This window comes from Stenotrophomonas sp. LC732 (assembly GCF_052446685.1).
In the GTDB taxonomy this organism is placed as follows: Bacteria; Pseudomonadota; Gammaproteobacteria; order Xanthomonadales; family Xanthomonadaceae; genus Stenotrophomonas; species Stenotrophomonas muris.
The window spans coordinates 4828051-4852509 of the sequence record NZ_CP199214.1 but is presented as its reverse complement, the minus strand read 5'-3'; the positions used below and the strand labels follow the sequence as shown (position 1 = coordinate 4852509).

General features: G+C 65.3%; 25 protein-coding genes and 1 pseudogene. 14 read left to right on the top strand and 12 right to left on the bottom strand.

Going from position 1 to position 24459, the window contains the following annotated elements; genetic code table 11:
- Positions 1 to 20: 20 nt before the first annotated feature.
- The 3 genes from ACT6SE_RS22825 to ACT6SE_RS22815 are packed head-to-tail and all read left to right on the top strand — an operon-like array spanning position 21 to position 4311.
- On the top strand, positions 21 to 2885 hold the full coding sequence (locus tag ACT6SE_RS22825) for a phage tail tape measure protein (protein ID WP_444811072.1): 2865 nt from the start codon (positions 21 to 23) through the stop codon (positions 2883 to 2885).
- A gap of 11 nt (positions 2886 to 2896) precedes the next feature.
- A complete protein-coding gene (locus tag ACT6SE_RS22820; protein ID WP_014648144.1) occupies positions 2897 to 3295 on the top strand; it encodes a phage tail protein in 399 nt (132 codons plus the stop codon).
- A complete protein-coding gene (locus ACT6SE_RS22815; protein ID WP_197649928.1) occupies positions 3292 to 4311 on the top strand; it encodes a phage late control D family protein in 1020 nt (339 codons plus the stop codon). The genes ACT6SE_RS22820 and ACT6SE_RS22815 overlap by 4 nt, the downstream gene beginning before the upstream one ends.
- Here the strand turns inward: ACT6SE_RS22815 and ACT6SE_RS22810 are convergent.
- Both ACT6SE_RS22810 and ACT6SE_RS22805 read right to left on the bottom strand, forming a co-directional pair.
- Complete coding sequence (locus ACT6SE_RS22810; protein ID WP_164072044.1) at positions 4256 to 4609, bottom strand: hypothetical protein; 354 nt, start codon at positions 4607 to 4609, stop codon at positions 4256 to 4258. The genes ACT6SE_RS22815 and ACT6SE_RS22810 overlap by 56 nt on opposite strands.
- Before the next feature lie 98 nt (positions 4610 to 4707).
- Entirely contained in the window at positions 4708 to 5139 is a 432-nt protein-coding gene (locus ACT6SE_RS22805; RefSeq protein WP_239504094.1) for a helix-turn-helix domain-containing protein, read from the bottom strand.
- A gap of 84 nt (positions 5140 to 5223) precedes the next feature.
- On the opposite strand from ACT6SE_RS22805, the gene ACT6SE_RS22800 reads away from it, so the two are divergent.
- The 11 genes from ACT6SE_RS22800 to ACT6SE_RS22750 all read left to right on the top strand — a co-directional run bounded on the left by ACT6SE_RS22800 (position 5224) and on the right by ACT6SE_RS22750 (position 12114).
- Complete coding sequence (locus ACT6SE_RS22800) at positions 5224 to 5556, top strand: hypothetical protein (protein WP_065428245.1); 333 nt, start codon at positions 5224 to 5226, stop codon at positions 5554 to 5556.
- Positions 5553 to 5897, top strand: coding sequence for an ogr/Delta-like zinc finger family protein (locus ACT6SE_RS22795; protein ID WP_080354500.1), 345 nt, complete (start codon positions 5553 to 5555; stop codon positions 5895 to 5897). The genes ACT6SE_RS22800 and ACT6SE_RS22795 overlap by 4 nt, the downstream gene beginning before the upstream one ends.
- A 67-nt stretch (positions 5898 to 5964) precedes the next feature.
- The gene (locus tag ACT6SE_RS22790; RefSeq protein ID WP_164072043.1) at positions 5965 to 6171 is read left to right on the top strand and encodes a hypothetical protein; all 207 of its coding nucleotides are present in this window, start codon (positions 5965 to 5967) and stop codon (positions 6169 to 6171) included.
- A gap of 323 nt (positions 6172 to 6494) precedes the next feature.
- Positions 6495 to 6737 (top strand): hypothetical protein, encoded by a 243-nt coding sequence (locus tag ACT6SE_RS22785; RefSeq protein ID WP_053461901.1) that lies wholly within the window; start codon positions 6495 to 6497, stop codon positions 6735 to 6737.
- Entirely contained in the window at positions 6737 to 7042 is a 306-nt protein-coding gene (locus ACT6SE_RS22780; protein WP_064237446.1) for a hypothetical protein, read from the top strand. Before ACT6SE_RS22785 ends, ACT6SE_RS22780 begins: the two co-directional genes overlap by 1 nt.
- The gene (locus ACT6SE_RS22775; RefSeq protein WP_049405145.1) at positions 7042 to 7299 is read left to right on the top strand and encodes a hypothetical protein; all 258 of its coding nucleotides are present in this window, start codon (positions 7042 to 7044) and stop codon (positions 7297 to 7299) included. The genes ACT6SE_RS22780 and ACT6SE_RS22775 overlap by 1 nt, the downstream gene beginning before the upstream one ends.
- A 192-nt stretch (positions 7300 to 7491) precedes the next feature.
- Positions 7492 to 10188 (top strand): toprim domain-containing protein, encoded by a 2697-nt coding sequence (locus tag ACT6SE_RS22770; protein WP_164072041.1) that lies wholly within the window; start codon positions 7492 to 7494, stop codon positions 10186 to 10188.
- 351 nt (positions 10189 to 10539) lie between these two features.
- On the top strand, positions 10540 to 10965 hold the full coding sequence (locus ACT6SE_RS22765; protein ID WP_230548406.1) for a hypothetical protein: 426 nt from the start codon (positions 10540 to 10542) through the stop codon (positions 10963 to 10965).
- Complete coding sequence (locus ACT6SE_RS22760; protein WP_164072039.1) at positions 10958 to 11143, top strand: hypothetical protein; 186 nt, start codon at positions 10958 to 10960, stop codon at positions 11141 to 11143. Before ACT6SE_RS22765 ends, ACT6SE_RS22760 begins: the two co-directional genes overlap by 8 nt.
- Positions 11140 to 11595, top strand: a complete 456-nt coding sequence (locus ACT6SE_RS22755) for a hypothetical protein (RefSeq protein WP_164072037.1) — start codon at positions 11140 to 11142, stop codon at positions 11593 to 11595. Before ACT6SE_RS22760 ends, ACT6SE_RS22755 begins: the two co-directional genes overlap by 4 nt.
- A gap of 279 nt (positions 11596 to 11874) precedes the next feature.
- On the top strand, positions 11875 to 12114 hold the full coding sequence (locus tag ACT6SE_RS22750; protein WP_061478823.1) for a hypothetical protein: 240 nt from the start codon (positions 11875 to 11877) through the stop codon (positions 12112 to 12114).
- A 295-nt stretch (positions 12115 to 12409) separates the two neighbouring features.
- Here ACT6SE_RS22750 and ACT6SE_RS22745 read toward each other — a convergent pair whose 3' ends face one another.
- From ACT6SE_RS22745 to ACT6SE_RS22700, 10 genes and pseudogenes are all read right to left on the bottom strand, one after another.
- The gene (locus tag ACT6SE_RS22745; protein WP_046428077.1) at positions 12410 to 14824 is read right to left on the bottom strand and encodes a VgrG-related protein; all 2415 of its coding nucleotides are present in this window, start codon (positions 14822 to 14824) and stop codon (positions 12410 to 12412) included.
- 25 nt (positions 14825 to 14849) lie between these two features.
- Positions 14850 to 15206 carry a lysozyme inhibitor LprI family protein gene (locus ACT6SE_RS22740; RefSeq protein ID WP_065428057.1) on the bottom strand — a complete coding sequence of 119 codons (357 nt, stop codon included), beginning with the start codon at positions 15204 to 15206 and terminating at the stop codon, positions 14850 to 14852.
- A 586-nt stretch (positions 15207 to 15792) separates the two neighbouring features.
- Positions 15793 to 16668, bottom strand: coding sequence for a lysozyme inhibitor LprI family protein (locus ACT6SE_RS22735; protein WP_014645615.1), 876 nt, complete (start codon positions 16666 to 16668; stop codon positions 15793 to 15795).
- A 155-nt stretch (positions 16669 to 16823) separates the two neighbouring features.
- Positions 16824 to 17602: pseudogene (locus tag ACT6SE_RS22730) on the bottom strand (SulP family inorganic anion transporter); the annotation flags it as partial.
- Between the two features lie 129 nt (positions 17603 to 17731).
- Entirely contained in the window at positions 17732 to 18442 is a 711-nt protein-coding gene (locus ACT6SE_RS22725; protein WP_041862971.1) for a hypothetical protein, read from the bottom strand.
- A complete protein-coding gene (locus tag ACT6SE_RS22720) occupies positions 18442 to 18759 on the bottom strand; it encodes a hypothetical protein (RefSeq protein WP_041862969.1) in 318 nt (105 codons plus the stop codon). Before ACT6SE_RS22720 ends, ACT6SE_RS22725 begins: the two co-directional genes overlap by 1 nt.
- Entirely contained in the window at positions 18759 to 22247 is a 3489-nt protein-coding gene (locus ACT6SE_RS22715) for a host specificity protein J (RefSeq protein ID WP_088375298.1), read from the bottom strand. Before ACT6SE_RS22715 ends, ACT6SE_RS22720 begins: the two co-directional genes overlap by 1 nt.
- Positions 22244 to 22849 (bottom strand): tail assembly protein, encoded by a 606-nt coding sequence (locus tag ACT6SE_RS22710; RefSeq protein WP_041862966.1) that lies wholly within the window; start codon positions 22847 to 22849, stop codon positions 22244 to 22246. Before ACT6SE_RS22710 ends, ACT6SE_RS22715 begins: the two co-directional genes overlap by 4 nt.
- Positions 22842 to 23582 (bottom strand): C40 family peptidase, encoded by a 741-nt coding sequence (locus ACT6SE_RS22705; RefSeq protein WP_032956266.1) that lies wholly within the window; start codon positions 23580 to 23582, stop codon positions 22842 to 22844. The genes ACT6SE_RS22710 and ACT6SE_RS22705 overlap by 8 nt, the downstream gene beginning before the upstream one ends.
- A 63-nt stretch (positions 23583 to 23645) precedes the next feature.
- Positions 23646 to 24341: a phage minor tail protein L gene (locus ACT6SE_RS22700; RefSeq protein ID WP_014645608.1), complete on the bottom strand. Its 696-nt coding sequence runs from the start codon at positions 24339 to 24341 to the stop codon at positions 23646 to 23648.
- Positions 24342 to 24459: the final 118 nt, after the last annotated feature.

The window sequence follows — 24459 nt, the reverse complement described above, 5'->3', positions numbered from 1 at the left end:
GGCGCAGCGGTTGTCGTCGCATGAGCGGCGGCAACCTTCGCCTGCAGGTGGTGCTGCAGGCTCTCGATCAGGCCACCGCTCCCTTCCGCAAAGTCATGGCCGGCAGCAAGGGGCTGGCTTCGGCCCTACAGGCGCAGCAAGCCACCCTCCGGCGCCTGAACAGCGCCCAGCGCGATGTGAGCGCCTACCGCCAGCAGCAGCAGGCGCTGCGCGGTACCGAGCAGAGCTACCAACAGGCGCAGGCGCGCGTGGCGGCGCTTGCCCGCCAGATGAGGGAGGCTGGCACCCCCACCCGCAAGCTGAGCCGCGAGTTCAGCCAGGCCAAGACGGCCGCCGCCCAGCTGAGCGCCCAGCAGAAACAGCAGCAGGTTGAGCTGCAGCGGCTGCGCTCGGGACTGGATCGGGCCGGCATCAGCACGCGCCAGCTCGGTGCGCATGAGCGCAGGCTGCGCACGGATATCGCCGCCGCCTCGCAGCAGATGGAGCAGCAGCGCGCTCGCCTGGCTGCGCTTGACGCAGCAAAGGCCCGTAGCCAGAAGATCCACAGCGCCGGCATGAATGCAGCAGCCCACGGTGCGGGTGTCGCACTGGCCGCGTTCGGCGCGCTGCGCGCCCAGGTCCTGCCCATCGCTCAGGCCATTGACTTCGAGTCGGCTATGGCCGACGTGAAGAAGGTAGTGGACTTCGACACGCCGGACGGCTTCGAGAAGATGGGCAACGATATTCAGGAGCTGTCGCGGCGCCTGCCAATGGTGCCCACCGACATCGCCAAGATCGTCGCCGCCGCCGGCCAGGCCGGCATCGCCAGCAACGAGCTGACCCGTTTCGCCGAGGACGCGGCGAAGATGGGTGTGGCGTTCGATACCACGGCCGAAGACGCCGGCCAGACGATGGCTACTTGGCGCACCGCGTTCCGCATGGGCCAGGATGACGTTGTCGTGCTGGCCGACAAGATCAACTACCTGGGCAACACCGGCCCGGCCAGCGTGCAGAAGATCAGCGAGGTGGTGAACCGTATCGGTGCCCTTGGCGAGGTCGCCGGCCTGGGTAGCGGCCCGCTGGCGGCGCTGGGCGCCACCGTCGCCGGCATGGGCATCGAGTCGGAGGTGTCTGCCACCGGCATCAAGAACATGCTGCTCACCCTGTCCTCGGGCGATGCTGCAACGAAGCGGCAGGTGGAGTCGTTCAAAAAGCTGGGCCTCAGCTCTGGCGATCTGGCCCAAGCCATGCAGAAGGACGCCGGCGGCGCCATTCTGGATGTATTGGAGAAGCTCAAGAAGCTGCCCAAGGCCGAGCAGGCCGCGACCATGACGCAGCTGTTTGGTCGCGAGTCCATCGGCGCGATCGCGCCGCTGCTGACCAACCTCGATTTGCTGAAGGAGAACTTTGGCAAGGTCGCCGATGAGCAGAAGTACGGCGGATCGATGAACGCCGAGTACGCCGCCCGTGTCGGCACGGCCGAGAATGGCCTGATCCTGCTCAAGAACAGCGCCATCGTGCTGTCCCAGCGCATCGGCAAGACCCTGTTGCCCACGGTGAAGGAACTGGCTGCGCGCGTGGCCAAGGTCGCCGACCGCATGGCCGAGTGGGTCAAGAACAACCCGCAGCTGGTGGCCACCATCGCCAAGCTGGCCATCGGCGGCACCGCGCTGGCTGCTGCGCTCGGCGGCTTGGTTGTCGCAGGTGGTGTCGGCGCGATGGCGCTGACGCAGATCCACAAGGCCGTGATGCTGCTCAGCGGCGGCGGTGGCCTGGGCAAGCTGGTGGGCCAGGTGCTTTCGCTCGGCGGGCGCGCGTTCCCGATGCTGTTCAACGTCGGCCGCATGCTGCTGCCACTGCTCGGCGGCATCAGCCTGCCGGTGCTGGCCATCGGCGCCGCCATCGGCGTGGTGGCAGCGCTGGTGTGGAAATACTGGGAGCCGATCAAGGCATTCATGATCGGCACCTGGCAGGGAATTCTCGACGTGGTCAATCCGATCATGGCGGAGCTGGCCACCGCGCTCGAACCGCTCGGCCCGGTGTGGGACATGGTGTCCTCGGCGATGAGCCAGGCGTGGGGCTGGGTGATGAAGCTGTTCGCCCCGTTCCAGGCCACCAGCGAGCAGCTGCAGGGCGCCACCGATGCGGGGCGCGGGTTCGGCCAGATCCTGGGCACCGTGCTGACGGTGAACCTGCGCATGGCGGTGAAGGCCATCGGCTGGCTGGTCAGCGCCTTTACCACCGTCCTGCCGGTGATCCAGAACGCTGTTGGCGGTGCGTGGACGTACCTGCAGGGCGCGTGGAATCTGATCGTGGGCCTGTTCACCGGCAACGGCGACAAGATCCGCTCGGGCCTGAGCGCGATGTGGGCAGCCGTCAATCAGATCCTGCTCGGCTGGCCGGCGCAGATGATGCAGGCCGGCATCGACATGGTGCAGGGCCTGGTCAACGGCATCGTGTCCAAAGGCAGCGCGGCCATGGATGCCGTCGCCGGCGTCGCCTCGGGCGTGGTGGGCAAGTTCAAGGGCATGCTCGGCATCCACAGCCCATCGCGGGTGTTCGCGCAGTTCGGTGACTTCACCATGCAGGGCCTGGCCGGGGGTCTCGACCGCAGCCAGGGCGAGCCGCTGTCGCAGGTGGCTACCCTGGGCGACCGGATGAAGCAGGCAGGCGCAGGAATCGCCCTCGGCGCCGCTGCGCTGCCCGTCATGGCCAGCGCCGGCCCGGTAGTGGCGCCGGGTGCCGCGCAGGCCGCCACGGGCGCCGCAGGCGGCAACAGCTACACGATCCAGATCACAGCGGCACCGGGCAGCGACGGCCAGGCCATCGCCGACCTGGTCCGCCAGACCATTGAAACCATTGAGCGCGAGCGGGCCAGCCGCCGTGGCTCCCGTCTGAGCGATTGAGGCACGCCGCCATGATGATGACCTACGGCACGTTTGTGTTCTCCCTCTCCACAGCGGCCTATGAGCAGCTGCAGCGGCAGATGACGTGGCGCCACGCCAGCAGCGACCGGCTGGGCGCACGCCCGGCCCGTCAGTACGTTGGCCCAGGCGACGACACCATCACCCTGCAGGGCACCATCGCCGCCGAGCTGGTGGGCGATCTGCAGGTGCTCGACACGCTGCGGGAGCTGGGCGACCAGGGCAAGCCACAGGCGCTGGTGGAGGGCAGTGGGCGGGTATATGGCGCCTATCTGCTGGTCAGCCTGAGCGAGACGCGCAAGGAGTTCTTTCCCGACGGCACGCCGCGCCTGATCGAATTTCAGATGCAGTTGGAGCGCGACGACGACGGCGCCACCGAGGCGGTCGCATGAGGGCGACACCGTACCCGATCCCCGCATGGCGAGTGGTGCTGGACGGGCAGGATCTGACCGACCGCCTCGCGCCGCGCCTGCTGGACCTGTCGCTGACGGAGAGCCGGGGCGACGAAGCCGACGAACTGAATCTGCGGTTGCACGACCATGATGGGCGCGTGGCGCTACCGCGACGCGGCGTCACGCTGCAGGTGGCCATCGGCTGGCGCGAAAGCGGATTGTTCGATAAGGGCACGTTCGTGGTCGATGACGTGGAGCACAGCGGCGCTCCCGATATCGTCTCCATCCGCGCTCGCTCGGCGGATCTGACCGGTGCTGTCCGCAGCCGCCGCGAGCGCAGCTGGCATGACGCCACCCTGGGCGACATTCTCGGCACAATCGCCACCGAGCATTCGTTGCGCCCGGCCATTGCCGCAAACCTTGCGTCTGTCCGCATCCCGCATCTTGACCAGGCCAACGAGAGCGATGTCAATCTCCTGACGCGCTTGGGGAAGCGTTTTGATGCAGTGGCCACGGTGAAAGGCGGCGCGCTGATCTTCGCGCCTATCGGCGCCGGCACTACCGCCAGCGGCCAGCCGCTGCCCGGTGTCCAGATCACTCGCGCATCCGGCGATCAACACCGCTACACCGTCGCTGACCGCGAGAAGTACACGGGCGTGCGGGCCTACTGGGGCGACCGCAAGGCCGCACGTCGCACCGGTGTGCTGGTGGGCACGTCAGAGAACGAGAAGAAGCTGCAGCCCACGTATGGCACTGCGGAGGAAGCGCGCCAGCATGCTGAGGCGGAGTTCAAACGGCTTGATCGCGGCACTGCCCAGCTCAGCTACCGCCTCGCGCTCGGGCGTGCCGATATCTACCCAGAGCAGACCGTGACGGTGAGCGGCTTCAAACCGGAAATCGATGGCACCGATTGGCTGGTGTCCAAGGCTACGCACACCGTCGACGGCGGCGGCGGCTTTGTTACCGCGCTGGAGCTTGAGCGCGGCGGCGAATCCAGCGCAGAAGTCTCGGCTTGAAGTAGCGCGTGAGCGCGCCTGCGGAGAAGAACATGGCGGCATGCGCGAGCGAAGATCCGCAGTCATCCGCAACCACTGCCGCCGGGTAAGTGGCCTGCCAGATCGCCAGCGCGATCAATGCTGTCGACAAAGGGCGCCCCGTCTCCGTGGGCGCCCGTTCGCGTTCGTCGGCTTGCGCGCGGTGGTGGTGCGCATGCGGACACTGCATCTGCACATCGCCGGTAAACACCTGGCCAATCACGGCCCCCTCGAACACGGTGGGCCCGCCGCACACGCACACCACCTCGCCACGCTTCACATCACTGCTGCAACCCATATTCCCTCACATCGAAAACCGCGCCCTACCGGCGCCCTGTACGGGCGAGTTAGCGGCCTGAATGCGATGTGGGGTGAGCCTCAGCGGGCGGCTTTCTTCGATCCTTTCGGAGCCTTGACAACGATCTTTTGTCCGCGCAGATCAACATCGCCGCTGATCTGTTGGCCGATGCTGGTGTTCTCGAAGGAGGTTCGAGCCGCGCTTGCGGTCGACGCCGGCGCTACGCCGCGCAGCGCGGCCATCACGGCGGCACGTGCCGAAGCCGACGCACTGCGCCACGCATCGAGCAGAGCGGCGTCGGCTTCGGCCAGGCGCTCGCGGGTGCCGGTCAGCAAATAGACCACGTCGACGCCGAGTTCATAGGCGGCGGTGAGGTAAGCCGCGCTGGCTCCCACACTATCCATCTCATAAAAGATCTGTGTGCGCTTGGTGACTCCGCACGCGACACCCATGGCCTCTTGGGTAAGGCCCAGACGCTTCCTTTCTTCCTTCAGCCTAAGACCCACACTCACGCTCAAACCTCCTTGACAGGTGAAATATGTTTCACCGAAGATAGTGAAAGATCTTTCACTGTTCGCTTAACACGGGGAATCGGTATGACTGCCACACGCCGCACGAATCGCCAGAAACTGCGTACGCCGGAGGAAGCTCGCCAGCACCTGCGCAACATGGGAATCACCGTCGTCGCCTTTGCTCGGCAGAACAACCTCGACCGGCACGCGGTTAACGATGCGCTGCGCGGTGTCGGCAAAGGCAACTTCGGCAAGTCGCATGAAGCGGCTGTCGCGCTTGGCATCAAGCGCGATCCCAATTCTTGCACAGTTCCCGCCAAATCCCGTCAGTTGACCGCAGGGCGTGGCAAGACAAACGAGGCCTCCCCCAAGCGCACGGCCGCCAAGCGGGCATCCAAGGTTCGGGGCAAGGTATGAGCGCCGCCGTTGGCCAGCGTGCTGTGTTCTGCTGTCCAGCCTGCAAGGCGCCGTTGGTGAAGCGCACCAGTGCGCTGCAGCACCAGTTCCTGCGAACCGATGCCTATGTGTGTCCCAATCCGATGTGCGGGGCGACATACACTGGCAATTCAGAGCTGACCAGCGTCGCCAGCCCGAGCGGCCTTCCGAGCGCACCCGCATGCGAACTGCCACCGACGCCCGGCTACCAGCGCACTTTGCTGCAACAGCGCTGGAAACAGGATCGGGGCGAGGTACAGCTCGACTGGATCGACTCGTTAGACGAAGCACCACCCGGCGGTAGCGATCAGCCCGCCGTCTGAATCACGGTTTCCCCTTCCACAACGAAATGACCTGGCGGCTTTGGCCGCTGGCTAGGAAGTGCTGCGCATGATGCGACATAAAACTCAGCGTGACGGTTGGTCCACCGCCACACAACCGAACTTCGTCACCAGCCCGAGCGGTGTTGAGTACGTGCCGTACGCGGAAAAATCCCGCAATGCGGCCGAACTGCGCGCCTTGGTCGAGGCCCACATTGCCGCCGGTGGCGACTACCAGCAACTGACCTCAACTGTCGATGCGCGGGTGTCCGCATGAGCCTGCGTGTTGCTGAATCTCGTTTCCACACTTTCCGCCATTCCCCCTTGACTTCCCCGCAGGCAGGGAGCAGAGTTTGCCGCAAGGAGACTCAAAACTCCGAGGATACAGCGGCAACCGCGCCCGTCAGCATTGCGGTTTTTTTGCGCCTGCAAAACGAGCGCACCGACGCTTTCTGCGTCGGGAGGGCGGCAGCCATACAACACCCGCAAGGGGAAAACTGCCCGCCGGTCTGTATCCCGGTTTTGAGCCTCCCGACACCTTCGGCGCGACGACTCAAAACGTCTCGCCGAGGCCACACCTCGGATACAGGAGACGTCTCCATGCCCCATGGCGCCCCTTCCACGCCCGGCAATGCTTCCGCGCGTCAACTCTCGCTTACCCTCGGCCTGATCGCCGACACCCTCGCATGGCCCTCTGAGGACTATCAGGCGTTCATCGCCCGACTGGTCGGCGTAGGCATGTCCCCGCTCGCCATCACCCTGGGCGACGTGCTGATGGCCTACACGGCACAGTGCGATGCCCGCAGGGGCGCGCACCAGGACGACAGCAAGGGGGCGCACTGATGTCCCCCGCAAATGTCGTGATGCCGACCGAGGCGCTGCGCCCGGTCATTGTTCTGGAAACGCAGATCCCCGGCTTCGGCCTTCGCGCCTCCTTCGACCAGCGGCGAGTGCTGTACTTGGCCCTGATACACATCGATTCCGACACCGCCGCAACCGTCTCCGCGCACAACTCGCGGAATGTGCAGCGCGCCGCTAACGAAGGCATCCAGACCGGGACCGTTGTGTACTTCCTCGCCAAAGGCGAGGCCGACCGTTTCTTCGACTGGCTGCGCACCGGTGACAGCTATCCGGGCGGGGTGAATTGATGGCCAGTCACAACGGGCACACGCCACCGCACCGGAACCCCTCGCGGGCCGTTACCGAGGCGCATGGCCATCTCATCAGCGCCGACGACGTGACGCGCCTGTGGCGCATCTCCTACGCCGTCGAGCTGATCGCCGTACTCCCTGCTGAGGCCGCCAAGGTGCTGGGCATCACTGCCGACCACACTTCGGCCGTGGCCGAGTACATCAGGGACGACCTTCGGGGAATTCTCACCCGGTCCAAGCCAGCAGACGAATAGGCCCGAGGCGGCGCACCACCGCCGCCATGGGTCGCAAGGAGAGAGCCATGCACGCCCCCGCGTCACCAGTCAGTACCCCGTAAGCCGACCACACCCGCATCGCCGGCAGCGCACCACCGCTGCCGACGGTGCCAGGAGAGAACCATGCACCACCACTACGCCGCAGCTGCGGCTTGCCAGGGCTGAACCGGCATGCAGGAAGAGATCCGCCAGCAGGTCCTGTCGCGCATCGAGCGCGACTACGGACTCAAACACCGCGTCGGCACGCCGTACATGCGCGGGGGCAAGTGCCCTCATTGCGGCAAGAAGGAGCTGTACACCAGCCACCTCACGCCGTGGGTATTGCGTTGCGGCCGTCAGGCAAAGTGCGGACAGGAGGTGCGCGTGCGCGACCTCTACGACGACCTGTTCGACGACTATTCCAAGCACAATCCGCAGACGCCGCAGGCACCGCACGCCGCCGCTGACGCCTACTTGACGACCGGCCGCGGCTTCAACATCAAACCGCTGCAGGGCCTCTACACGCAGGAGGACTACTACGACCGCGCCAAGCGCCAAGGTACGGCCACAGTGCGCTTCCCGCTGGTGAAGGGCGGCTGGTGGGAGCGTCTCATCGACCGCCCGCACCGGTTCGGGAAGATGAAAGCCCGTTTTGCCCCAGGCGAAAGCTACGCCGGGGTGTGGTGGGGCGCGGCTGCCCGCGACCAGCTGCGCACGGCCCGCGAAGTGTGGATCGTGGAGGGAATCTTCGACGCAATCGCCCTGCTGCAACGCGGGATCTGCGCCGTGGCCGCCATGTCGAGCAACGCCTATCCCGAACTGTCTCTCAAGGAATTGCGGGATGCACGCCCCAACGACCTACCGGTGCTGGTGTGGGCCTTGGACAACGAGCCCGGGGCACGTGGCTACACCGCCAAGCATGTGCGCCGCGCCGAAAGGCTGGGGTATCGCTGCAAGGCGGCACAGATCGAGCAGACCGGCGAGAGGAAGACCGACTGGAACGACCTGCATTTGCGTGCCCAGGCTGCAGAAGACGGCGACAGCCAGTGGCAAGCCGATATCGAGTTGGCACTGCACAACGGCGCGCTGCTCCTGGCGCGCACCGCCATGGACAAGGGCCTCATCATGTACGAGCGCGAGAAGAACACCGAGTTTCACCTTGAACACAATTCGCGCCTGTACTGGTTCGAGTTCGACGCGCTGCGCTACGAGAAGCTGTGCCGCGAGCGCGCCGGGGACCGCGACCTGGCCAGCGAAGATGAGCTGGAAGATGAGGAGCTGGCCAAGATCCAACGCGCAAGCGCGTCCGTTCGACAGATCGCCAACTGCTATCCAGAGGCGCTGTACTTCCAGAAGCACGAAGCCACCGACGAGAGCTGGTACTTCTTCCGCGTGGACTTCCCACACGATGCGCCCTCGGTAAAGGGCACCTTTACCGGCGCTCAGATCGCCAGCGCCACCGAGTTCAAGAAGCGCTTGCTAAGTCTTGCGCAGGGCGCGCTGTTCAGCGGCACGGGGAAACAACTGGACCGCGTGATGGACGCGCAGACGTTTGGCATCAAGGACGTGGCCACGGTCGATTTCGTCGGCTACAGCCCGGACCACAAGGCGTACATCTTCGGCGACCTGGCCGTGCGCAATGGTGAAGTCACCCTGGCCAACGCCGAGGACTACTTCGAGTTCCCCAAACTGCGTATCAAGACCACGCAGCGTTCGATCCGCATGGACATTCAGCGCGATCATGAAGCCTACCGAACCGACTGGCTGCAGTGGCTGTGGATCTGCTTCGGCACGAACGGCATGGTGGCACTCACGTTCTGGTTTGGCTCGCTTTTCGCCAACCAGATCCGCAGCGCGCACAAGTCTTTCCCGTTTTTGGAGGCTACCGGCGAGGCCGGTGCCGGTAAGACCACGCTCCTGACGTTCCTCTGGAAGCTGCTCGCCCGCAGCGATTACGAGGGTTTCGATCCCGCCAAATCATCCAAGGCCGGCCGCGCCCGCGCCATGGGACAAACCTCGGGCATGCCGGTGGTGCTGCTTGAAGCCGACCGCGATGCCCCGGACAAGGCGCACGCGAAGTCGTTTGAGTGGGACGAATTGAAGGACTACTACGGTGGCGGCACGCTGGCCACGCGTGGCGTGCGCAACGGTGGCAATGAAACCTACGAGCCACCCTTCCGAGGCACGATCGTCATCAGCCAGAACGCCGCCGTGGATGCCAGTGAGGCGATCATGACGCGCATCGTCAAGCTGCACTTCCGCAAGCCCAACGCGACGACGGAGAGCCGGCAGGCAGCGGATAACCTAAATGCCCTGCAGGTCGAAGATCTGAGCCACTTTCTCATCAAGGCAGTACGTGCCGAGGCACAGGTGATGGAGAAGTTCGGCGAGCGAGTGCGCTTCTATGAGGCCAAGCTGCGCGACAACAAGGATCTGCGGATGGAGCGCATCATCAAGAACCACTCGCAGATGCTTGCCATGCTCGATGGGTTGCGCCTGGTCATCGACATTCCCGAAGAGCTGGTAACAGCTACACGCCAAGCGCTGGTTGCCATGGCGATGGAGCGCCAATCGGCCGTCAGCGCAGACCATCCCCTGGTCAATGAATTCTGGGAAGCCTACGAGTATCTGGAAAGCCTCGGCAACGGTGAGCGGCCAGTGGTCAATCACTCCCGCGACCCGCAGCGCATTGCCATCAATCTGAACGATTTCATCGCCAAGGCTGCGCACCACAGCCAACCGGTGGCGGATCTAAAGCTGCTGCGGGCGTACCTGCGAGACTCGCGCCGCTACAAGCTGGTCGACGCGAATCTGACGGTGAACAGCGCCATCAAAACCAATAGCACCGGCGGTGGCGTGGCCGTTCGCTGCTGGGTATTCAAAAAATGACCGGCTCGAAGCACGTCACGGTATTGGACGCATTCTGGCATGTGGTCGCGCGAGGGCTGACGTCGCGGGGCGTCGGCGATCACATGGGTGATTCCGATCACCTTGGCATTTGCATGCCGGAAGTCAGGACGGAAGCACGCCGCTTGGGGGTGCAGCTGCCGGCGGGCAAGCCGCTTCTTGACGCCGTCCGAACTTGCCCTCGGCTCGTTCGCATTTCGGCGGTCAGGAGCCGCATCCGACACAGCACCGTGAGGTGCTGGGTATTCAAGAAGTAAGCGCAACAGCGGTCCGGCGGGCAGAGCACCACCTCTGACCCCAAGGCCATCCACCAACGAAGTTCAGGAGAGAACCATGCACGACATGATCGGCAGTACCGACCACACCAAGGCATTTCCGCAGGATTCCGACACCGGACCAGTGGCAAAGGCTAGCACGGCTGGGGGAATGTGTGGATTTGACATGGCGCAAGGCCGCGATTGCAGCGCCACCATCACACTGCGGATCACCCACAACCAGGTGATCGCCACCGCCCAACTGGACATGGGCGGGCAGAAGGTCGCCCAGCGCGTGTTCGAGCGGCGGAAAGGCAGCTCAGCAGGATGGATTCTGGCCAGGGGAAATGAACACTTTTCTGACGAGGCGGATTGGATCTCGGCCGAGCTGGCCGCATTCGCTGACCGGCTTCCCTTTCCGTTCGCGGTAGCCAACATGCTTCCGGGTGCGAAGGCCAGCTCCAAGGTGGTTGCCCAAGCCGCGCAGGAGGTGGCCAATGGCTGATTTCGTCGCACTGCTGGTCATGTGTGTGCTGCTGCCGGTCGCTGGCGCCACCATGCTCAAGATGTGGCAGACACGCCCCCCCCGCCGCCGGCGCACCGGCCTGGCCGTGGGTCAGATCCCGCAGGCGCTGCGTCGCCGCGCCCCAATGGCCGTGCGCCGCGCCGGAGGTGCAGTATGACCACCGACAATAAGACCCTGGCGGACGTGCAGCCCGGTGGGAGGGTAAAGCTGGTGGATCTTGCCGAGCGGGCGCGGTTTGAGGGGTGGGCGCGTGCGCAGAGCTACCGAGGCGGCAACATCCTCACGGACCGCGATGCAGACCATCCGAACATGTACGCCGACCCGCTCGGCCAGCTGACGTGGAAGTGCTGGCGAGCCGCCCTCTCCGCCCAGCCCTCCCCGGGTGGTCCGGGGGATGCGCTGGTAACCGACGCGATGGTCATGGCCGCACTGCAGGCAACCACGCGTGAAACACTGGCAGGCGTTAGCGATTGCGAAAGCAAGGTGATCGGCGTTCTGACGGCCTACGGGATCGATGGCGCCGTGGATATCCCGACCATGGTGCGCGCCATGCTGGAGGCCGCCCTCGCCGCCCGCCACCCAAGGCACGGCAGTTCATTCGAGAATTGAGGGCCGCCGCATGACACAGCAGCAGAAGGCACCGCCGCGCGCCCTCCCCGCCTGCGCGGCGGGCCATAAAGCCAGGTACGTCCATGATCTACGCCGTGAGAGCGCGGGCGGCGGCCACCTGATCGAGTGCCGTTGCAGCACCACTGCAAAGCATCCGTCGTTCGACTTGGCTTGGGCTCATTGGCACAAGCAACACGGCCTGCAGGCAGTGCAACCGGCCATGCCTATGCCGGCGCCCGCACCCCAGCTGCAGCTGCGGCTGGTTGGGGGAACAGGTTGATGGCAGCCCCCGGAACGGCAGGTGGAGGTGGGTTCGGCACGTTCTGGATGCTGTTCGGCCAGTTCGGGGCAACCCTGACTGTCGAGCAGTTGCGTGACGCCTTCTTCCCGTCGTCAACCATGAAGACCATGGCCAACAAGCACAGCGCGGGTCTTTTGCCACCCCGTGTCGGGGAGGTCTACGACACGCGCGACGTAGCCGATTGGTGGGACGAACAACGAAAGGCACGCGCATCGTGAACCAAAGAAAAAGCCGCCGAAAGGCGGCTTTTTTTGGAGGCGATGCAGCTGGCACGTGCCAATATTGTGCCAATACCCTCAAAACCTTTGCACAGCAACGTTGTCGATCCAATCCATCATGGGGGCAACGGACAGGCGCAGGGAATCGGCGTAACGGGCGGTGGCGGACGGCATCGGGGTGTTGATCGCGGAGACTGGCATTGCCAGTGAGATCAATAGTTTACACCGGACGGCTGAATGGCGACGGGTGGCTCCGGGGCTGGCCGCTCGACCGGCCCCGGGGACACCGCGTGGCTTACAACCCGCGGTTGCGAACCTGTTCCTGCTGCTGTTCCTGCGCACGCTGGTTGAACTGACTGTCCAGCGCTTCGCTCTGCCGGCTGCTGGCCTCGACCGAGTGCGACACCGCCTGCTGGCGGTCGACAAAGGTCCGCTGCGCTGCCGGGTCACCCAGCTCGCCCTGCACCGCGAACAGGCCGGTGCCGTCCGGGCGGGCCACGACATGGTCGATCTGGCGCATGCCGGACACCTTGCTTTCGTAGGCCAGCTGGCCAGCCGCTCGTTCGGCTTCCTGCGGGTTGGCGAACAGCGGCTTCAGGCCGGCCTGGGCGCGCTGCTGTTCGAGCGCCTGCAGCCTGTCCAAAGCCTGGCCGAAGCGCGCGTTGTCGGCATGCCCGGCGTCGCGCATGCTGGCCGGCGCTGCAGGTTCGGCCTGGGCCGGTGCCGCCGGCGCGATACCGGCCTTCACCGCGTTGGGGGCATCGACCTGCGCCAGGGTCCTGCGGCCGGCCTTGCCATCGTCGTCCAGGCCATTGTTGGCCTGGAACTGCTTGACCGCTGCAAAGGTGTCCTTGCCATACACGCCATCGGCGTGCAGCGGCTTGCCGTCGGCCCCGGCGTAGCCCAGCGCCGCCAGCTTGCCCTGCAGGGCCTTGACCTCATCGCCGCGCTCGCCCTGCTTCAGCACGCCATCGGCCATCGGCGCCTGCTGTGCACTGCGTGCGGCCTGCGCGGCCTCGGGGCCCTGCGCGTGGACCTTGCCGCCCAGGGTGATGCGGTCGTTGAGCATGTCACCCAGGAACCTGCGGTACTGATCGGGCTCGAGCTCGATATGAGCGTGCACGGCACCCGGGGTACCGGCATCGGACTGGCGGATCAACGGCGCACCGTACTCGACGAAATCACCGGTCTTGTAAGGGGTGGTTCCACGCGCACCGTGCAGCACCTGCCCGACCAGTTCGCGCTGCGGATGCCCGGCCGGATGGCTCCAGATGCTGATCGAATTCCACTTGTCATTGTTGACCTGGACATACCCGGCGACCGGATTGGGAATCATCACCTCCCGATCGCCGCGCGCATTGCTCAGGATCAGATCCTTGTGCACCAGCGGGATGCCGTTGCGATCACCGCGGGTCCGTACCGTTTCCAGTTCGCCCTCGACCATGGCCGACGGGCGGTCAGCCTTGGCGGCATTGCCGGTGCGCACGGCCTCGGCATTGGTGTTGGGGTGATGGATCTTCAGTTCGCGATAGGCATCCTCGCCACTGGTGCCATGGCGCAGTGTGCGGTTGCTGCTGCCGTTGCCAAAGGGTTCGACCACGACGATGCGCTGGCCACCGGGCGCGGCGGCGGCATCGGCTTCCCGCGCAGTCGCGGGTGCGGGTGCCGCAGCAGGAGTGACCGGTGCAGGCGTGGCCGGTGCCACAGGCTGCGCCGGCGTGTGCTCGCGTACCGCCGTATCCAGGGCCTGCAGGGTCTGCCGGCCGGCCTTGCCATCGACGGTCAGCCCATGCGCCTGCTGGAACTCGCGCACTGCATGCTCGGTATTGGCACCGTAGTGGCTATCGGCTGTCAGCGGTTGCCCGTTGCGACCGCTATGGCCGGCCTGGATCAGCTTGGCCTGCAGGGCCTGGACCTCGGTACCACGCTCGCCGGGTGCCAGCACGCCGTCGGCCATCGCCGATGCCGCCGCACGCTGGCCGCGCTGGCCGCGCTGGCCGGGCTCAGGTTCACCGAACACCTGCTGGTAATCCTTGCCCCGGTAAGCCTCGGGGTTGTGGTTGACCTGGTCGTAGCGCGCCAGCCCGACCAGTGCGGTCTTCTCGGTGAGCGCACGATCACGCAGCGAATCCCACAGGGTGGGCGAGCTCTGGAAGTGCACCTGCACATTGGCGTGCTTGTAGTCCTGCACCGCGCGGACGATCTGCTCGTCACTCAGCTCAGTCAGCTTGAAGTCTTCGCCATAGGCCTGCTGCAGGCCCTTCTGGAACACCGACCGGGTCATGCCGCGGTACTGCACCGAGGTGCTCCACAGCGCATCCTGCACGGCCGCACCACGGCCGGAGAGATCGATGCCCACATCCTTCAGGCGGCCCATCTGCACGTCGTAGTACTTGTGCTGGATGAAGTCGTGCTGGTCCCTGGCAAACCCTGCCGGATCGGCGGCCGCCACTTCCTTCCAGCGTTCGGTGAAGGCCGGGGTTCCTGCCTGCAGGCCGTTGAAGCGGTTGCCATAGCGCGAGGCGGCGACGTACTCATCCACGCCGCCAACGTTGGTGGCGTACTGGTAACTGCCATACGACACGCCGCCATGGTCGCCCCTGCCGGTGGAAACGTGACCGGGGCCGCGACCTCCGGTTTCGAAGTGCGCCGACGTCTGGCCGCGATGCCAGTTGTCCATTGCCTGCTTTGCCTGGGTCACAACATCCATTTTCCTGCACTCCTTTGCGGGGGAATTACTTCGAGGTCAGTGCCTGCAGCACGTCGGCACGGTTGGCGGTGCGATTGATCCGGCAGGACTGCGCGTCCAGCATCTGCCCCTGCCCGTCTTCGGCAGGGTTCCAGCTGCAGTAGCGATTGGTATCGGACATGTAGGCGGCCTGCTCGTCCATCAGCCTATCCTTGTCCTTGCCATCGGGACCGTCGACGATCTTCATGAAGGCCTGCTCGAGTCGCTGCTCCTGCCAGGCAAGCTCCTCATCGCCACACGCCTGCAGTGCGGGGGTCTCGCCGCCGCTGGAGTTCACGCACGTGGCGTACTGCGGCCGCAGCGTGGCTTTGTTGTAGGAATCATCCGGGCGCTGCGGCGGCATGTCCTGATCATCGGCATCGGCCGCTGTCGTGGCAGGTGCGGCGCGTGCAGGCTCTGCAGTGGCGGGCGGCGATGCGGTGGCGGGCGCGGCGGCCGCGGGGGCAACTGCCGTATCCGCCTCCGGGCTCTTGGCCTGGCATGCTGCCAGGCTGAGGCCCAGGGCCAGCGCAAGCGCGATGGCCCCGGCCCTGCCGAACGTTTCGCGGGGGGCCGCTGGAAGGTGGTTTGTTCCCTGCATTGCTTGCATCTCCTTGGCATCCAGGCACGTGGCCCGTCAACGCGGGGCCGTCCATCGGCCCCATCGGGAATTGCATGCTACGCCAGCGTGGATTTCAGATGCCTGACTGGATTCAGAATGTGTGCACCTTGTCCCAACTGCAATCTGCACGGCGCAACGTCCTGGCGATCGCGTTCGCGAATTCGTATGTTGAGGTCGCTCACATGATGCCCAATGCTCACGAATCTCAACGAAACTGCCGTTTCAAGGACATCTTGAAGGCTTGACCGCAGTCAATTCCGCTGCCCTGCCAGCAGACGGGCTTTCGGATCGGCGTCGAGGCCCCCTGCAATGCCGCCATCGAGGCTCATCATCGCGCCAACACGCCCTTCTGCAGTTCCACCGCACGGTTGGCGTAACGATTGATGAGGCACGACTGTGCATCCAACGCCGGGCCCACGCTGTCAGTGGCCTGGCTGCAGTGTTTGTCCGTGTCTGCAGCCCAGTTGGCCTGCTCGTCCATCCAGCGGTCCTTGCCCGGGCCGTCGGGGCCGTCCATCAGTCGCGCGACCTGTGCTTCCAGCAGCGCCTTGTGATGGGCGAGCTCGGCCGTATCGCAGGCTTCCAACTGGTCGTCCATGCCGCGGGCGTCCTGCACGCAACGGGTGTATTCCGGACGCAGCGCTGCCTGGGTATACGAGGTATCCGGCGGCGCGCTCTGCGCCAGCAGCTGGTCGGCACGGTTGGCAACACGGTACAGGCGGCATTCCTGCGCGCCCTGCAGCTGCTGCACGCTGCTGTTGGGGACATCGCGGCAATAACGGTCTGTATCGCTGCGCCAGCTCGCCTGGGTGGCCTGGAATGCCGTCCGGGCAGCGCCGTCGAGTCCGGCCAGCGCCTTGCTGGCCGCCGCTTCGAGACGCCCTTCCTGGTAGGCGAGTTCGTCCTTGCCGCAGGCCTGGAGCTTGCCTGCATCTTCCACCCCATCCACACACCAGCCATAGGCTGGGCGCAGGCGACCGTCGGTATAGGACGCATCCGGGTAGTGGAGGGAATCTGCCGATGCCGGGCCGGAAGGGGCTGTCGGCGATGCCGCAGCAATCGACGCGGGGGCCGCCGTTTCGGTCGATGCCTGGGAAGAAGGCGCCTGGCATGCGGTGAGCGCCAGGCACAGGGCCAGCACCTTCCAATACCCATGGCCGACGCCGACCCGTTCGCTGCGCCCAAGCGCGCCCAATGCCTGCATTGCCAGTTTCTCCCTTGCGTGTCGCCAGCGGGTGCCGGCAAGGAGGGGCCGTCCATCGGCCCCATCACGCGGGCAATGCTACGACGGCGCCGGTTTCAGGTGCCTGACTGGATTCAGAATGCGTGCACGTCGTCTCAGACGCGGACGCTGGAACCTCAATGCCCGCCTCCGCGCCCGCCTACCTGTTCGATCAACGTCTGGCTGGCCGCATTCAGGCCCACCACCGTCACCCCCGCCCCATGCGCGGCCAGCTTTTCCTGCGCGCGTTCCAGCGCGGCCACCGCCGTCAGATCCCACAGATGGGCATCACGCAGGTCGATCTGCACCTTCGGCGCCACATGCTGGTAGTCGAACGCGGCGCCCAGCTGGCCGGCGGACGCGAAGAACACCTGCCCGCGTACGCGGTAGACCTGCGTGTCTGCGACATCCTCGCGCTGCACATCCAGCATGCGGCCAACCTTGCGCGCGAAGAACAGCGCCGACAACAGCACGCCACTGAGCACGCCCTTGGCCAGGTCGTGGGTGGCCACGGTGACCACCACGGTCAGCAGCATCACGGCCGAGGAACTGCGCGGATGCGTGCGCAGGTCGCGCAGCGAGCGCCAGCTGAAGGTGCCGATGCTGACCATGATCATCACCGCCACCAGAGCGGCCATCGGGATCTGCCGCACCAGGTCGCTGCCGTACACCACCAGCACCAGCAGCAGCACGCCGGCCACCAGGCAGGACAGGCGGCCACGGGCACCGGACGTCACGTTGATGACCGACTGGCCGATCATCGCGCAGCCGGCCATGCCGCCGAGGAAACCGGTGACCGTATTCGCCACGCCCTGGCCGACGCATTCGCGGTTGCGCTCGCTGGCGTCTCGGTGATGTCCTCGACGATCTGCAGGGTCATCATCGATTCGAGCAGGCCGACCATCCTGAGCCGGGCGGGCCGGCTGCCGATGTGCGGCAAGGGTCAGGGTGGCGTGATCACTGCAGTGCGTCGTCGAGGAGCGTAGGAGGGGCGCAGTCTAGGCCCAGGCGGCTCAAATGGCCGCCTGCACGGGCCTGATTCAGGCTAGTAGGTGTGTGCGGCAATCAGGAAGTTCGGCAACTGTCCCGTGAAACTCTGGTAGGACGCGCCGCTCAACGAACGTTGACGGTTCTCTCTACGCCTGCAGTAGTTCAATCGCACCTGCGAAGCATTTGGAGTATTGATGTACGGCTGATAGCGCATGTTGCCGCGAATGGTCGGGCCACTTCCGTAGTAGGCGTAGATGTCATGGCACAGTCCAATGTCGGACATCAGATAGGCGAGATTCTCACCAGGACCGTTGAACAGTGGCCCTTGCCTCACATTGTCGGTGGACATCTCGGTAAAGCCTGGAACACTTCCACCCGATTTATCGACCAAACCAGCGATGCGCAGTGGACGGTTTGACATATCCCACTGGATGGATCCGTCGGCGTTGTAGACCTGCATGCCTGTACTTCCACTGTTGACCGCCCGCCCCCATGCCCACCACTCGAAGCTGGTGGTCCCTTGCCCCATGCTCCAGTAAAAGCCATTCAGCGCTGACATCACCTGTGCGGATCCGCCATTGCAGCGGATGAACACCAGGTACGGCACGCTCTGTGCGGGAAGGCTTACAAACCCGCTCGCGCCATAGGCGGACGTATTGCTTGCAATGGACTGCGTGCCCTTGGCTATCGAAAAGAAGACGAAGGAATGTGCGTTCACAAGAACCGGAACGCCGCTGTCATTGGTGACTTCAAGACCAACAGACATCAGAAGACTCCGTAGTAGATGGAAGCAGTCGGGTTGGCAATCGGCGAGAACGTGAACTGCATCCGCAATGTATTGCCGCCGTCGACAAACGACATGTACCCCAGCGCAGGCGCGGAAAACTGATTGCCATTCTGGTCCTGCCAACTGTCGGAGCCAGGGCTGGGCAGGATGGCAAATGGCTCACCCAGGCCGGCCAGGCCCACGCTGCTGGACGAGCTTCCAACGACCGAGAGAGTGCCCATGATCTTGCCGGCACGATCATTGGTGTCGAACCACATCTGCCCATCCGGGCCGAATATCTGCATACCTGTTGCCATTACCAGATCCCCATGCGGACGCGGACGCGGCCGTTGCTGTCGTAAACGTGGATGACACTGTCATTGATGGTCAGGCGGCCGCCGTTCTCGGGGCCGTTCATCGTCAGCGTGCCGTTCTTGTCGAGCCTCCATCGCGGTTGCCCGCCGGCACCAACCGCATTGGACTGGATCACGTCGCCGATCATGGCGTTCTGGATCCAGCCGTTGCCGATCAGTGCCTGGCTGATGAAGGTCTGCCCGCCCTGCACCACGAAGGGCGCACTGACCTGCCCGCTGTTGGTGTTGATCAGCGCGAAGCGATCAGCCTGCATCAGGATCTGGCTCTGATAGCTGCCATCTGGCTGCTGCTCCACGCCCAGACCCATGCCGGCCATGTAGATCTGCCCGGCGCTGGTGATCTGCGCCTTGACCGTATAGGTCGCGCTGACCTTGCCATCCAGGTTGACCACGGCCTGCGAGACCTGCTGGACCGCGGCGCTGACGCCCTCGATCTTGCCTGGAACACCTTCGATGGACGCTTCGACCGTGTCCACGCGCTTAGCCAGTGCCGCGTCCTTCTCGGCCATCACGCTGTAGACGGTGATGGCACCGGCGCTGACATCGTTCTCGCCGACGTTGTAGTCCTCCTCGCCGGCAGTGTGGTCGCTGACCTGGGCGAACAGGCCGTCGACCTTCTGCCCCTGCGCAGCCACCTTGCCATCGACGTCGGTCACGTCCATTTCCAGCTGGTCGACACGGCCGACGATGGCACCCGCCTCGGCGATCGCGTCGCCGATGTTCTTCCAGTGGCTGCCCGGCGGCGTCTCGTTGCCTGCAGCGGCGCCCTGCCAGCTCCAGATCCTGCCGTCGTGGATGACGGTCTGCCCTGGGCTGTAGGTTGCCTCGGCATCCCAGACCAGCGGCAGCACTTGGGTGACGCGCTCGATCTTGCCCTTCAGCTGTTGGCCCAGCGCGCTTTCGTTGATGCGGCCGGCGAAGTAGGCGTCGTAGTCATCCGGGTTGCTGCTGGACTCACCCATCACCCCGGCTTGCGCCGGATACCACGGGCCGATGTTGCCACTTCGATCCACCAGCCGTCCCCAGAACCAGAAGCGCGCGCCAGCGGCCAGGCCGTTCATCTGGTGCTGGGCCTGCGGGTAGGCGAAGTCGCCCAGCTTGATCGCGCTCTCGCGATTGGGGCCAGTGCTGTACCAGAGTTCGGTCCGTTCGGTATCGGTTGCACCTGCGGGGAAGCCCCAGGACAGTGCGATGCCGAAGGGGCGGGCAGTGCTGGTCAACGATGCCAGCGAGGGGGGCGGCGTCGTCTTGCCTTCAATGGTGGTGAGCATGCTGAGCGTCGGCTGCGACACCGCGCCCAGCGCATTGACCGCGCGTACGCGGGCCAGATACTCGCCTGCGTAGACGCCCCGCACTTCCAGGCTCTGCGTCCCGACGCGGCCAGCACGGACCCAGTTGAGATCGCCACGGCGCCATTCCACGTCATAACCGATCGCCTTGTCCGCAGCATCCCACTCGATCGTGAGCACGGAGGTAGCGATGCCCTGGTCGACCACCACATGCGAGGCCATCCGCACGTTGGCCGGTGCCGGCTGCACGCTGGGCGGGATGATGCTGATCGGCGGCTGTTCCAGGCGCGTGCCATCGTCGATGGCGGCGTACTTGCCCGGCACGTGCTTGAGCGCGGTGATCTGATAGGTCAGGTCCTCGCCTTCGCTGATCGACAGCACGCGATAGTGCTGCAGGGCCAGCTCCGGCGATTCCAATGCCCAGACCGACTGCGCCACCGGCACCGCCGACCACGGCGCGCTGACGGTCACCGTCTCGCCGTCCACCGACTGCACCGTGCGTGCTTCGGTCTGCCCGCTGGGCAGGGTGGCACGCAGGGTGTCACCGGCCGCGATCTGTTCCGGCATGCGGTCCAGCACCAGGCTGCGCGTGCCCGCACTACGGATGCGGCCCGCATTGCGGCGGCCGGCGCGGTTCGGGTCGGCCACCTGGATCACATCACCGGGCATGCAGCCCAGCGCATCCAGGCCCACCGAGAAGCTGATCGTCTCGGTTTCCAGCATCTCGGTATGCAGGATGTGGTTGCCCACGCGCTGCGCCTGCGAACGCGAGTGGCAGCCCACCGCCGTCACTTCGGTCTGGTTGATGCCGTAGCGGGCCACGCCAGGCAGGTGCTGCACCACTTCGACCTTCTGCCGGCCGAAGTCGTCCGGATCGATCCACGACACCAGGGCCACCGTGTGCCGCGCCGTGCGGCTGCTGCCGGCATAGTGGAAGCGCCCTTCGATGACGTTGGCCTGGCTGTAGGTCAGCACCGGGTCCTTGGGCATGTCGGCCGAGGCCATCACCTGCCCCGCCGCATAGAAGCTGATGCCGCGGAACATGGTGGCGATGTCCTGCAGCACGCGGTAGGCCTCGGCGCGGGTCTGCAGATACAGGCTGCAGGTGAAGCGCGGCTCCTTGCCGCCCTGGCCATCGCTGACCAGTTCATCGCAGTAGCGCGCGATCTGGTACAGCCGCCACTTGTCCACCCAGTCCAGCGGAACACGATGGCCCAGGCCGAAGCGATCGTTGGTGACGATGTCGAAGAACACCCAGGCCGGATTGTTGGTCCAGCCACTCTTGAAGGTACCGTCCCACACACCGCTGTAGAGACGGCTGAGCGGATCGTAGTTGGAGGGGATGCGTACGATGCGGCCCCACAGCTGGTAGGACCGGGTGGGAATGTTCTGGAACTGGCTGGCATCAACCTGCACCGCCGCCAACGCACAGTTCGGATAGCGCAGCTTGGCATCGATGATCTCGGTCATCGACAGCACGTTGATGGTATCGGCGATGGTGCTGCTGTTGGCGTTGGCGGTCAGCCGGCGGATGCGCACCTGCCACTGGCTGCCGGCAGGCAGATCGATGCGGCGGCTGCGCTCGTACTGGCTGGTGGTCTTGCCACTGAAGGCATCGGTCAGCACCGTGCTGAACGGGCCGCCGTCGGTGGACAGATCCACCGCGTACATGATCCGGTAGCCTTCAGTGTCGCCGTTCTCGGTGTTGGTCTTCTGCAACGCCGGCACCGCAAAGCGGATACGGACGGCTGACAGATCGGCACCCGATACGGTGCGCACCACCGGCGCATCGCTGCGCAGCTCGACGTTGACCCCGACTTCGTTCTCGATGGAGGGGAAGCCGCTGATGTGCTCCTGGTCCTGGGTGCCGGAACGCGTCTGCACGTCCACGCCGGAGAAGTTCAGCGTGCCGTCCGGATTCTCGATCGGCACCTGGTCCAGGTAGATCGACTGCTTGCCGGCAACCAGGCCACGGATCTCGCCCTCGCTGGCGAGGTCGATGATGCGGGCCACCGCCATCGAGTGCAGGCTGTCGGCGGTTTCGACCGGGGTTCGGGCGTTGCTCGCGCCCTTCTTGGCACCCGCCAGCACTGGCGTGGCTGCGCCGCGCGTGCGCGGCGTGGGATGAGTGGTCTGATTCAAAACTGGTCCTCCGCCAGGATGCCGCCGCTGATCACGGCCGAGCCGATGAACATGCCCTTGGTGTCATGGCCGCCATAGGCGACCGGCACGGGGTTGCCTTGCGCCTGCGTGTTGACGGTGCCGTTCATGCTGTAGCTGGGCGCGTTTTCGGGTGTGTCTTTGGCACCCAGGCCTTTTGGCTGGGGGGAGAGCATCTGGGTGATGCCGCCGATCACCATGGAAACACCGAGCTTCATCATCGGTTGGCCGATCGCTCCATATCCCCATGCCGATGCCACGGCGCCAACAACGATGAGGACGACGCCCACAATCGTCTGCAGTACGCCCCCTCGCTTGCTGCCCACCAGAACCGGCGCGATGCGGATGTCATCCTGTCCCGGCGGGTCGTGCAGCTGATCCCGCGACAGGTTCTGCCGGCCGTTGAACACGGCAAACTCCATGCCCTTGGCCTTTGCGCCCATCAGGTACTGCTGGAATCCTGGCAGCATGGTGCACAGTGCATGCACCGCCTCGGCCGGGCTGTTCACCGCCAGCCGGAACCTGCGCCCGAAGCGCGCACCCAGCTTGCCGTACAGGCGGATCGTACGAAGGCGGTCAGTCATGTCGCACCCCGCGATGGCGGACGATGCAGCGGGTGCGCTCGGCCCACATGCCGCCGTACGGCACGGTCTCGGACAGGCGCCCATGCAGGTGATGCAGCATCTGACCGTCGCCGAGGTAGATGCCCGCGTGGTTGGTGACCGGCGAGCGGATCTGCATCAGGATCATGTCGCCCCGCTGCGGCTCGCCCTCGATCAGGTCGAAGCCCTCGGCGTGCAGCCGTTCAAGGCTGTACAGGTCCTGGCCGTGGCTCCACCAGTCGTCCTGGCGTTCGTACTCGGACAGCGGAATGCCCAGTTCGCGTGCGTGGAAATCGCGGACCAGGCTGTAGCAGTCCAGCACACCGTGGGCGAACTGGCGACCGACCAACGGTGCCATGTAGCCAGTGGGATGCAGGGTCTGCAGATCACCGCACAGCGGTGCCTCGCCTGTTACCTGGCCGACGCTGACGATGTGCCAGGTCAGCCCGCTGCGCTCGCACATGACCCTATCGGCGTCGGACGGCGTTGCGGCGGCATCGGGATGGCTGTGCACCAGGGCCAGCACCTCGCCCTTGTCCTCGGCCACGGCATAGTCCTCAGCGGGCAGGCGGAAATGCTCGCTGGGCGTGGCGGCCACGTTGCGGCAGGGAAGATAGCGTTCGTGGCCTTCAATGGCCACGATCAGCCCGCAGCATTCGCGCGGGTACTCGGCCACGGCGTGCGCCTGGATGGCCTGCAGGGTTGTCGGTTGCATGTTTCACCCATGAAAAAGGCCCGCGCGGGCGGGCCTGGAAAGTGGAATTCGGGAGGGGATCGATCAGGAGCGCAACAGGCCCGCGGCGGGGAAGCCGCCATAGGGCAGCGGCTTGTCCTGGCCGAAGCGCAGCTTGCAGCTGCGTACCCGACCGCCGCACTGGTCACGCGCCGGATCATCGGTGGCGACGTCGTCGCTGTCGGCCACCGCTGGACCGTTGTAGCCGCAGTACGCGCCGCGATAACCGCCACGCACCAGCCAGCCACACATGCCGGCGATGATCTGCCTGCCCGGCAGCTGCTGCCCATTGAGATCGATCGCGGTGGTCAGCTCGAATTCGACCATCTGCTTGTCCTCACCGATCTTGCGCTCGATGAACCAGACTTCATCAGGGAAGTGCTCGCCAGGATCCGCGCTGGGATTGCCTTCCTCGAAGTTGGCGGCATCCAGGTACTTGGCCAGCGTCTGCCGGCGGATGATGCGTGCACCGACCAGGTCATCGAACAACAGGCACATGGCGGTGATGCGGCCATCGATGTTGCTTACGCGCAGGCGCGGGTTCGGCGGCTGGTCGCTGGTGCGCTCGAAGCCGCTGGCCTCGATCGGCCAGGGGCCATATTCCTGGCCCTGCCACCAGATGAGGCCACTCTGCAGGTGCGCGTGGAAGAAGAGCTTGTCGGCGCCGAAACTGCTGGCGTCGAGTTCATAGACGGTGATGCGGCCACCCGGCTCAAGCTGCTGGGCATCGGCGGTGATCATGGGGTGTTCTCCTGTGCGGCATTGGGAAGAGGGGGTGGCACGGGGTACCGTTCCTGGCCGCACGGTACGATGACGTGGTGGCCTGGGCGCAGCGAAGCAGTGGTGGTGAAGCAGGCGT

Bases quoted from the DNA above. Each gene is read 5' to 3' on its own strand.
- ACT6SE_RS22825 (WP_444811072.1), top strand. From the start codon at position 21: ATGAGCGGCGGCAACCTTCGCCTGCAGGTGGTGCTGCAGGCTCTCGAT.
- ACT6SE_RS22820 (WP_014648144.1), top strand. From the start codon at position 2,897: ATGATGATGACCTACGGCACGTTTGTGTTCTCCCTCTCCACAGCGGCC.
- ACT6SE_RS22815 (WP_197649928.1), top strand. From the start codon at position 3,292: ATGAGGGCGACACCGTACCCGATCCCCGCATGGCGAGTGGTGCTGGAC.
- ACT6SE_RS22800 (WP_065428245.1), top strand. From the start codon at position 5,224: ATGACTGCCACACGCCGCACGAATCGCCAGAAACTGCGTACGCCGGAG.
- ACT6SE_RS22795 (WP_080354500.1), top strand. From the start codon at position 5,553: ATGAGCGCCGCCGTTGGCCAGCGTGCTGTGTTCTGCTGTCCAGCCTGC.
- ACT6SE_RS22790 (WP_164072043.1), top strand. From the start codon at position 5,965: ATGATGCGACATAAAACTCAGCGTGACGGTTGGTCCACCGCCACACAA.
- ACT6SE_RS22785 (WP_053461901.1), top strand. From the start codon at position 6,495: ATGCCCCATGGCGCCCCTTCCACGCCCGGCAATGCTTCCGCGCGTCAA.
- ACT6SE_RS22780 (WP_064237446.1), top strand. From the start codon at position 6,737: ATGTCCCCCGCAAATGTCGTGATGCCGACCGAGGCGCTGCGCCCGGTC.
- ACT6SE_RS22775 (WP_049405145.1), top strand. From the start codon at position 7,042: ATGGCCAGTCACAACGGGCACACGCCACCGCACCGGAACCCCTCGCGG.
- ACT6SE_RS22770 (WP_164072041.1), top strand. From the start codon at position 7,492: ATGCAGGAAGAGATCCGCCAGCAGGTCCTGTCGCGCATCGAGCGCGAC.
- ACT6SE_RS22765 (WP_230548406.1), top strand. From the start codon at position 10,540: ATGCACGACATGATCGGCAGTACCGACCACACCAAGGCATTTCCGCAG.
- ACT6SE_RS22760 (WP_164072039.1), top strand. From the start codon at position 10,958: ATGGCTGATTTCGTCGCACTGCTGGTCATGTGTGTGCTGCTGCCGGTC.
- ACT6SE_RS22755 (WP_164072037.1), top strand. From the start codon at position 11,140: ATGACCACCGACAATAAGACCCTGGCGGACGTGCAGCCCGGTGGGAGG.
- ACT6SE_RS22750 (WP_061478823.1), top strand. From the start codon at position 11,875: ATGGCAGCCCCCGGAACGGCAGGTGGAGGTGGGTTCGGCACGTTCTGG.
- ACT6SE_RS22745 (WP_046428077.1), bottom strand. From the start codon at position 14,824: ATGGATGTTGTGACCCAGGCAAAGCAGGCAATGGACAACTGGCATCGC.
- ACT6SE_RS22740 (WP_065428057.1), bottom strand. From the start codon at position 15,206: ATGCCGCCGCAGCGCCCGGATGATTCCTACAACAAAGCCACGCTGCGG.
- ACT6SE_RS22735 (WP_014645615.1), bottom strand. From the start codon at position 16,668: ATGCAGGCATTGGGCGCGCTTGGGCGCAGCGAACGGGTCGGCGTCGGC.
- ACT6SE_RS22725 (WP_041862971.1), bottom strand. From the start codon at position 18,442: ATGTCTGTTGGTCTTGAAGTCACCAATGACAGCGGCGTTCCGGTTCTT.
- ACT6SE_RS22720 (WP_041862969.1), bottom strand. From the start codon at position 18,759: ATGGCAACAGGTATGCAGATATTCGGCCCGGATGGGCAGATGTGGTTC.
- ACT6SE_RS22710 (WP_041862966.1), bottom strand. From the start codon at position 22,849: ATGACTGACCGCCTTCGTACGATCCGCCTGTACGGCAAGCTGGGTGCG.
- ACT6SE_RS22705 (WP_032956266.1), bottom strand. From the start codon at position 23,582: ATGCAACCGACAACCCTGCAGGCCATCCAGGCGCACGCCGTGGCCGAG.
- ACT6SE_RS22700 (WP_014645608.1), bottom strand. From the start codon at position 24,341: ATGATCACCGCCGATGCCCAGCAGCTTGAGCCGGGTGGCCGCATCACC.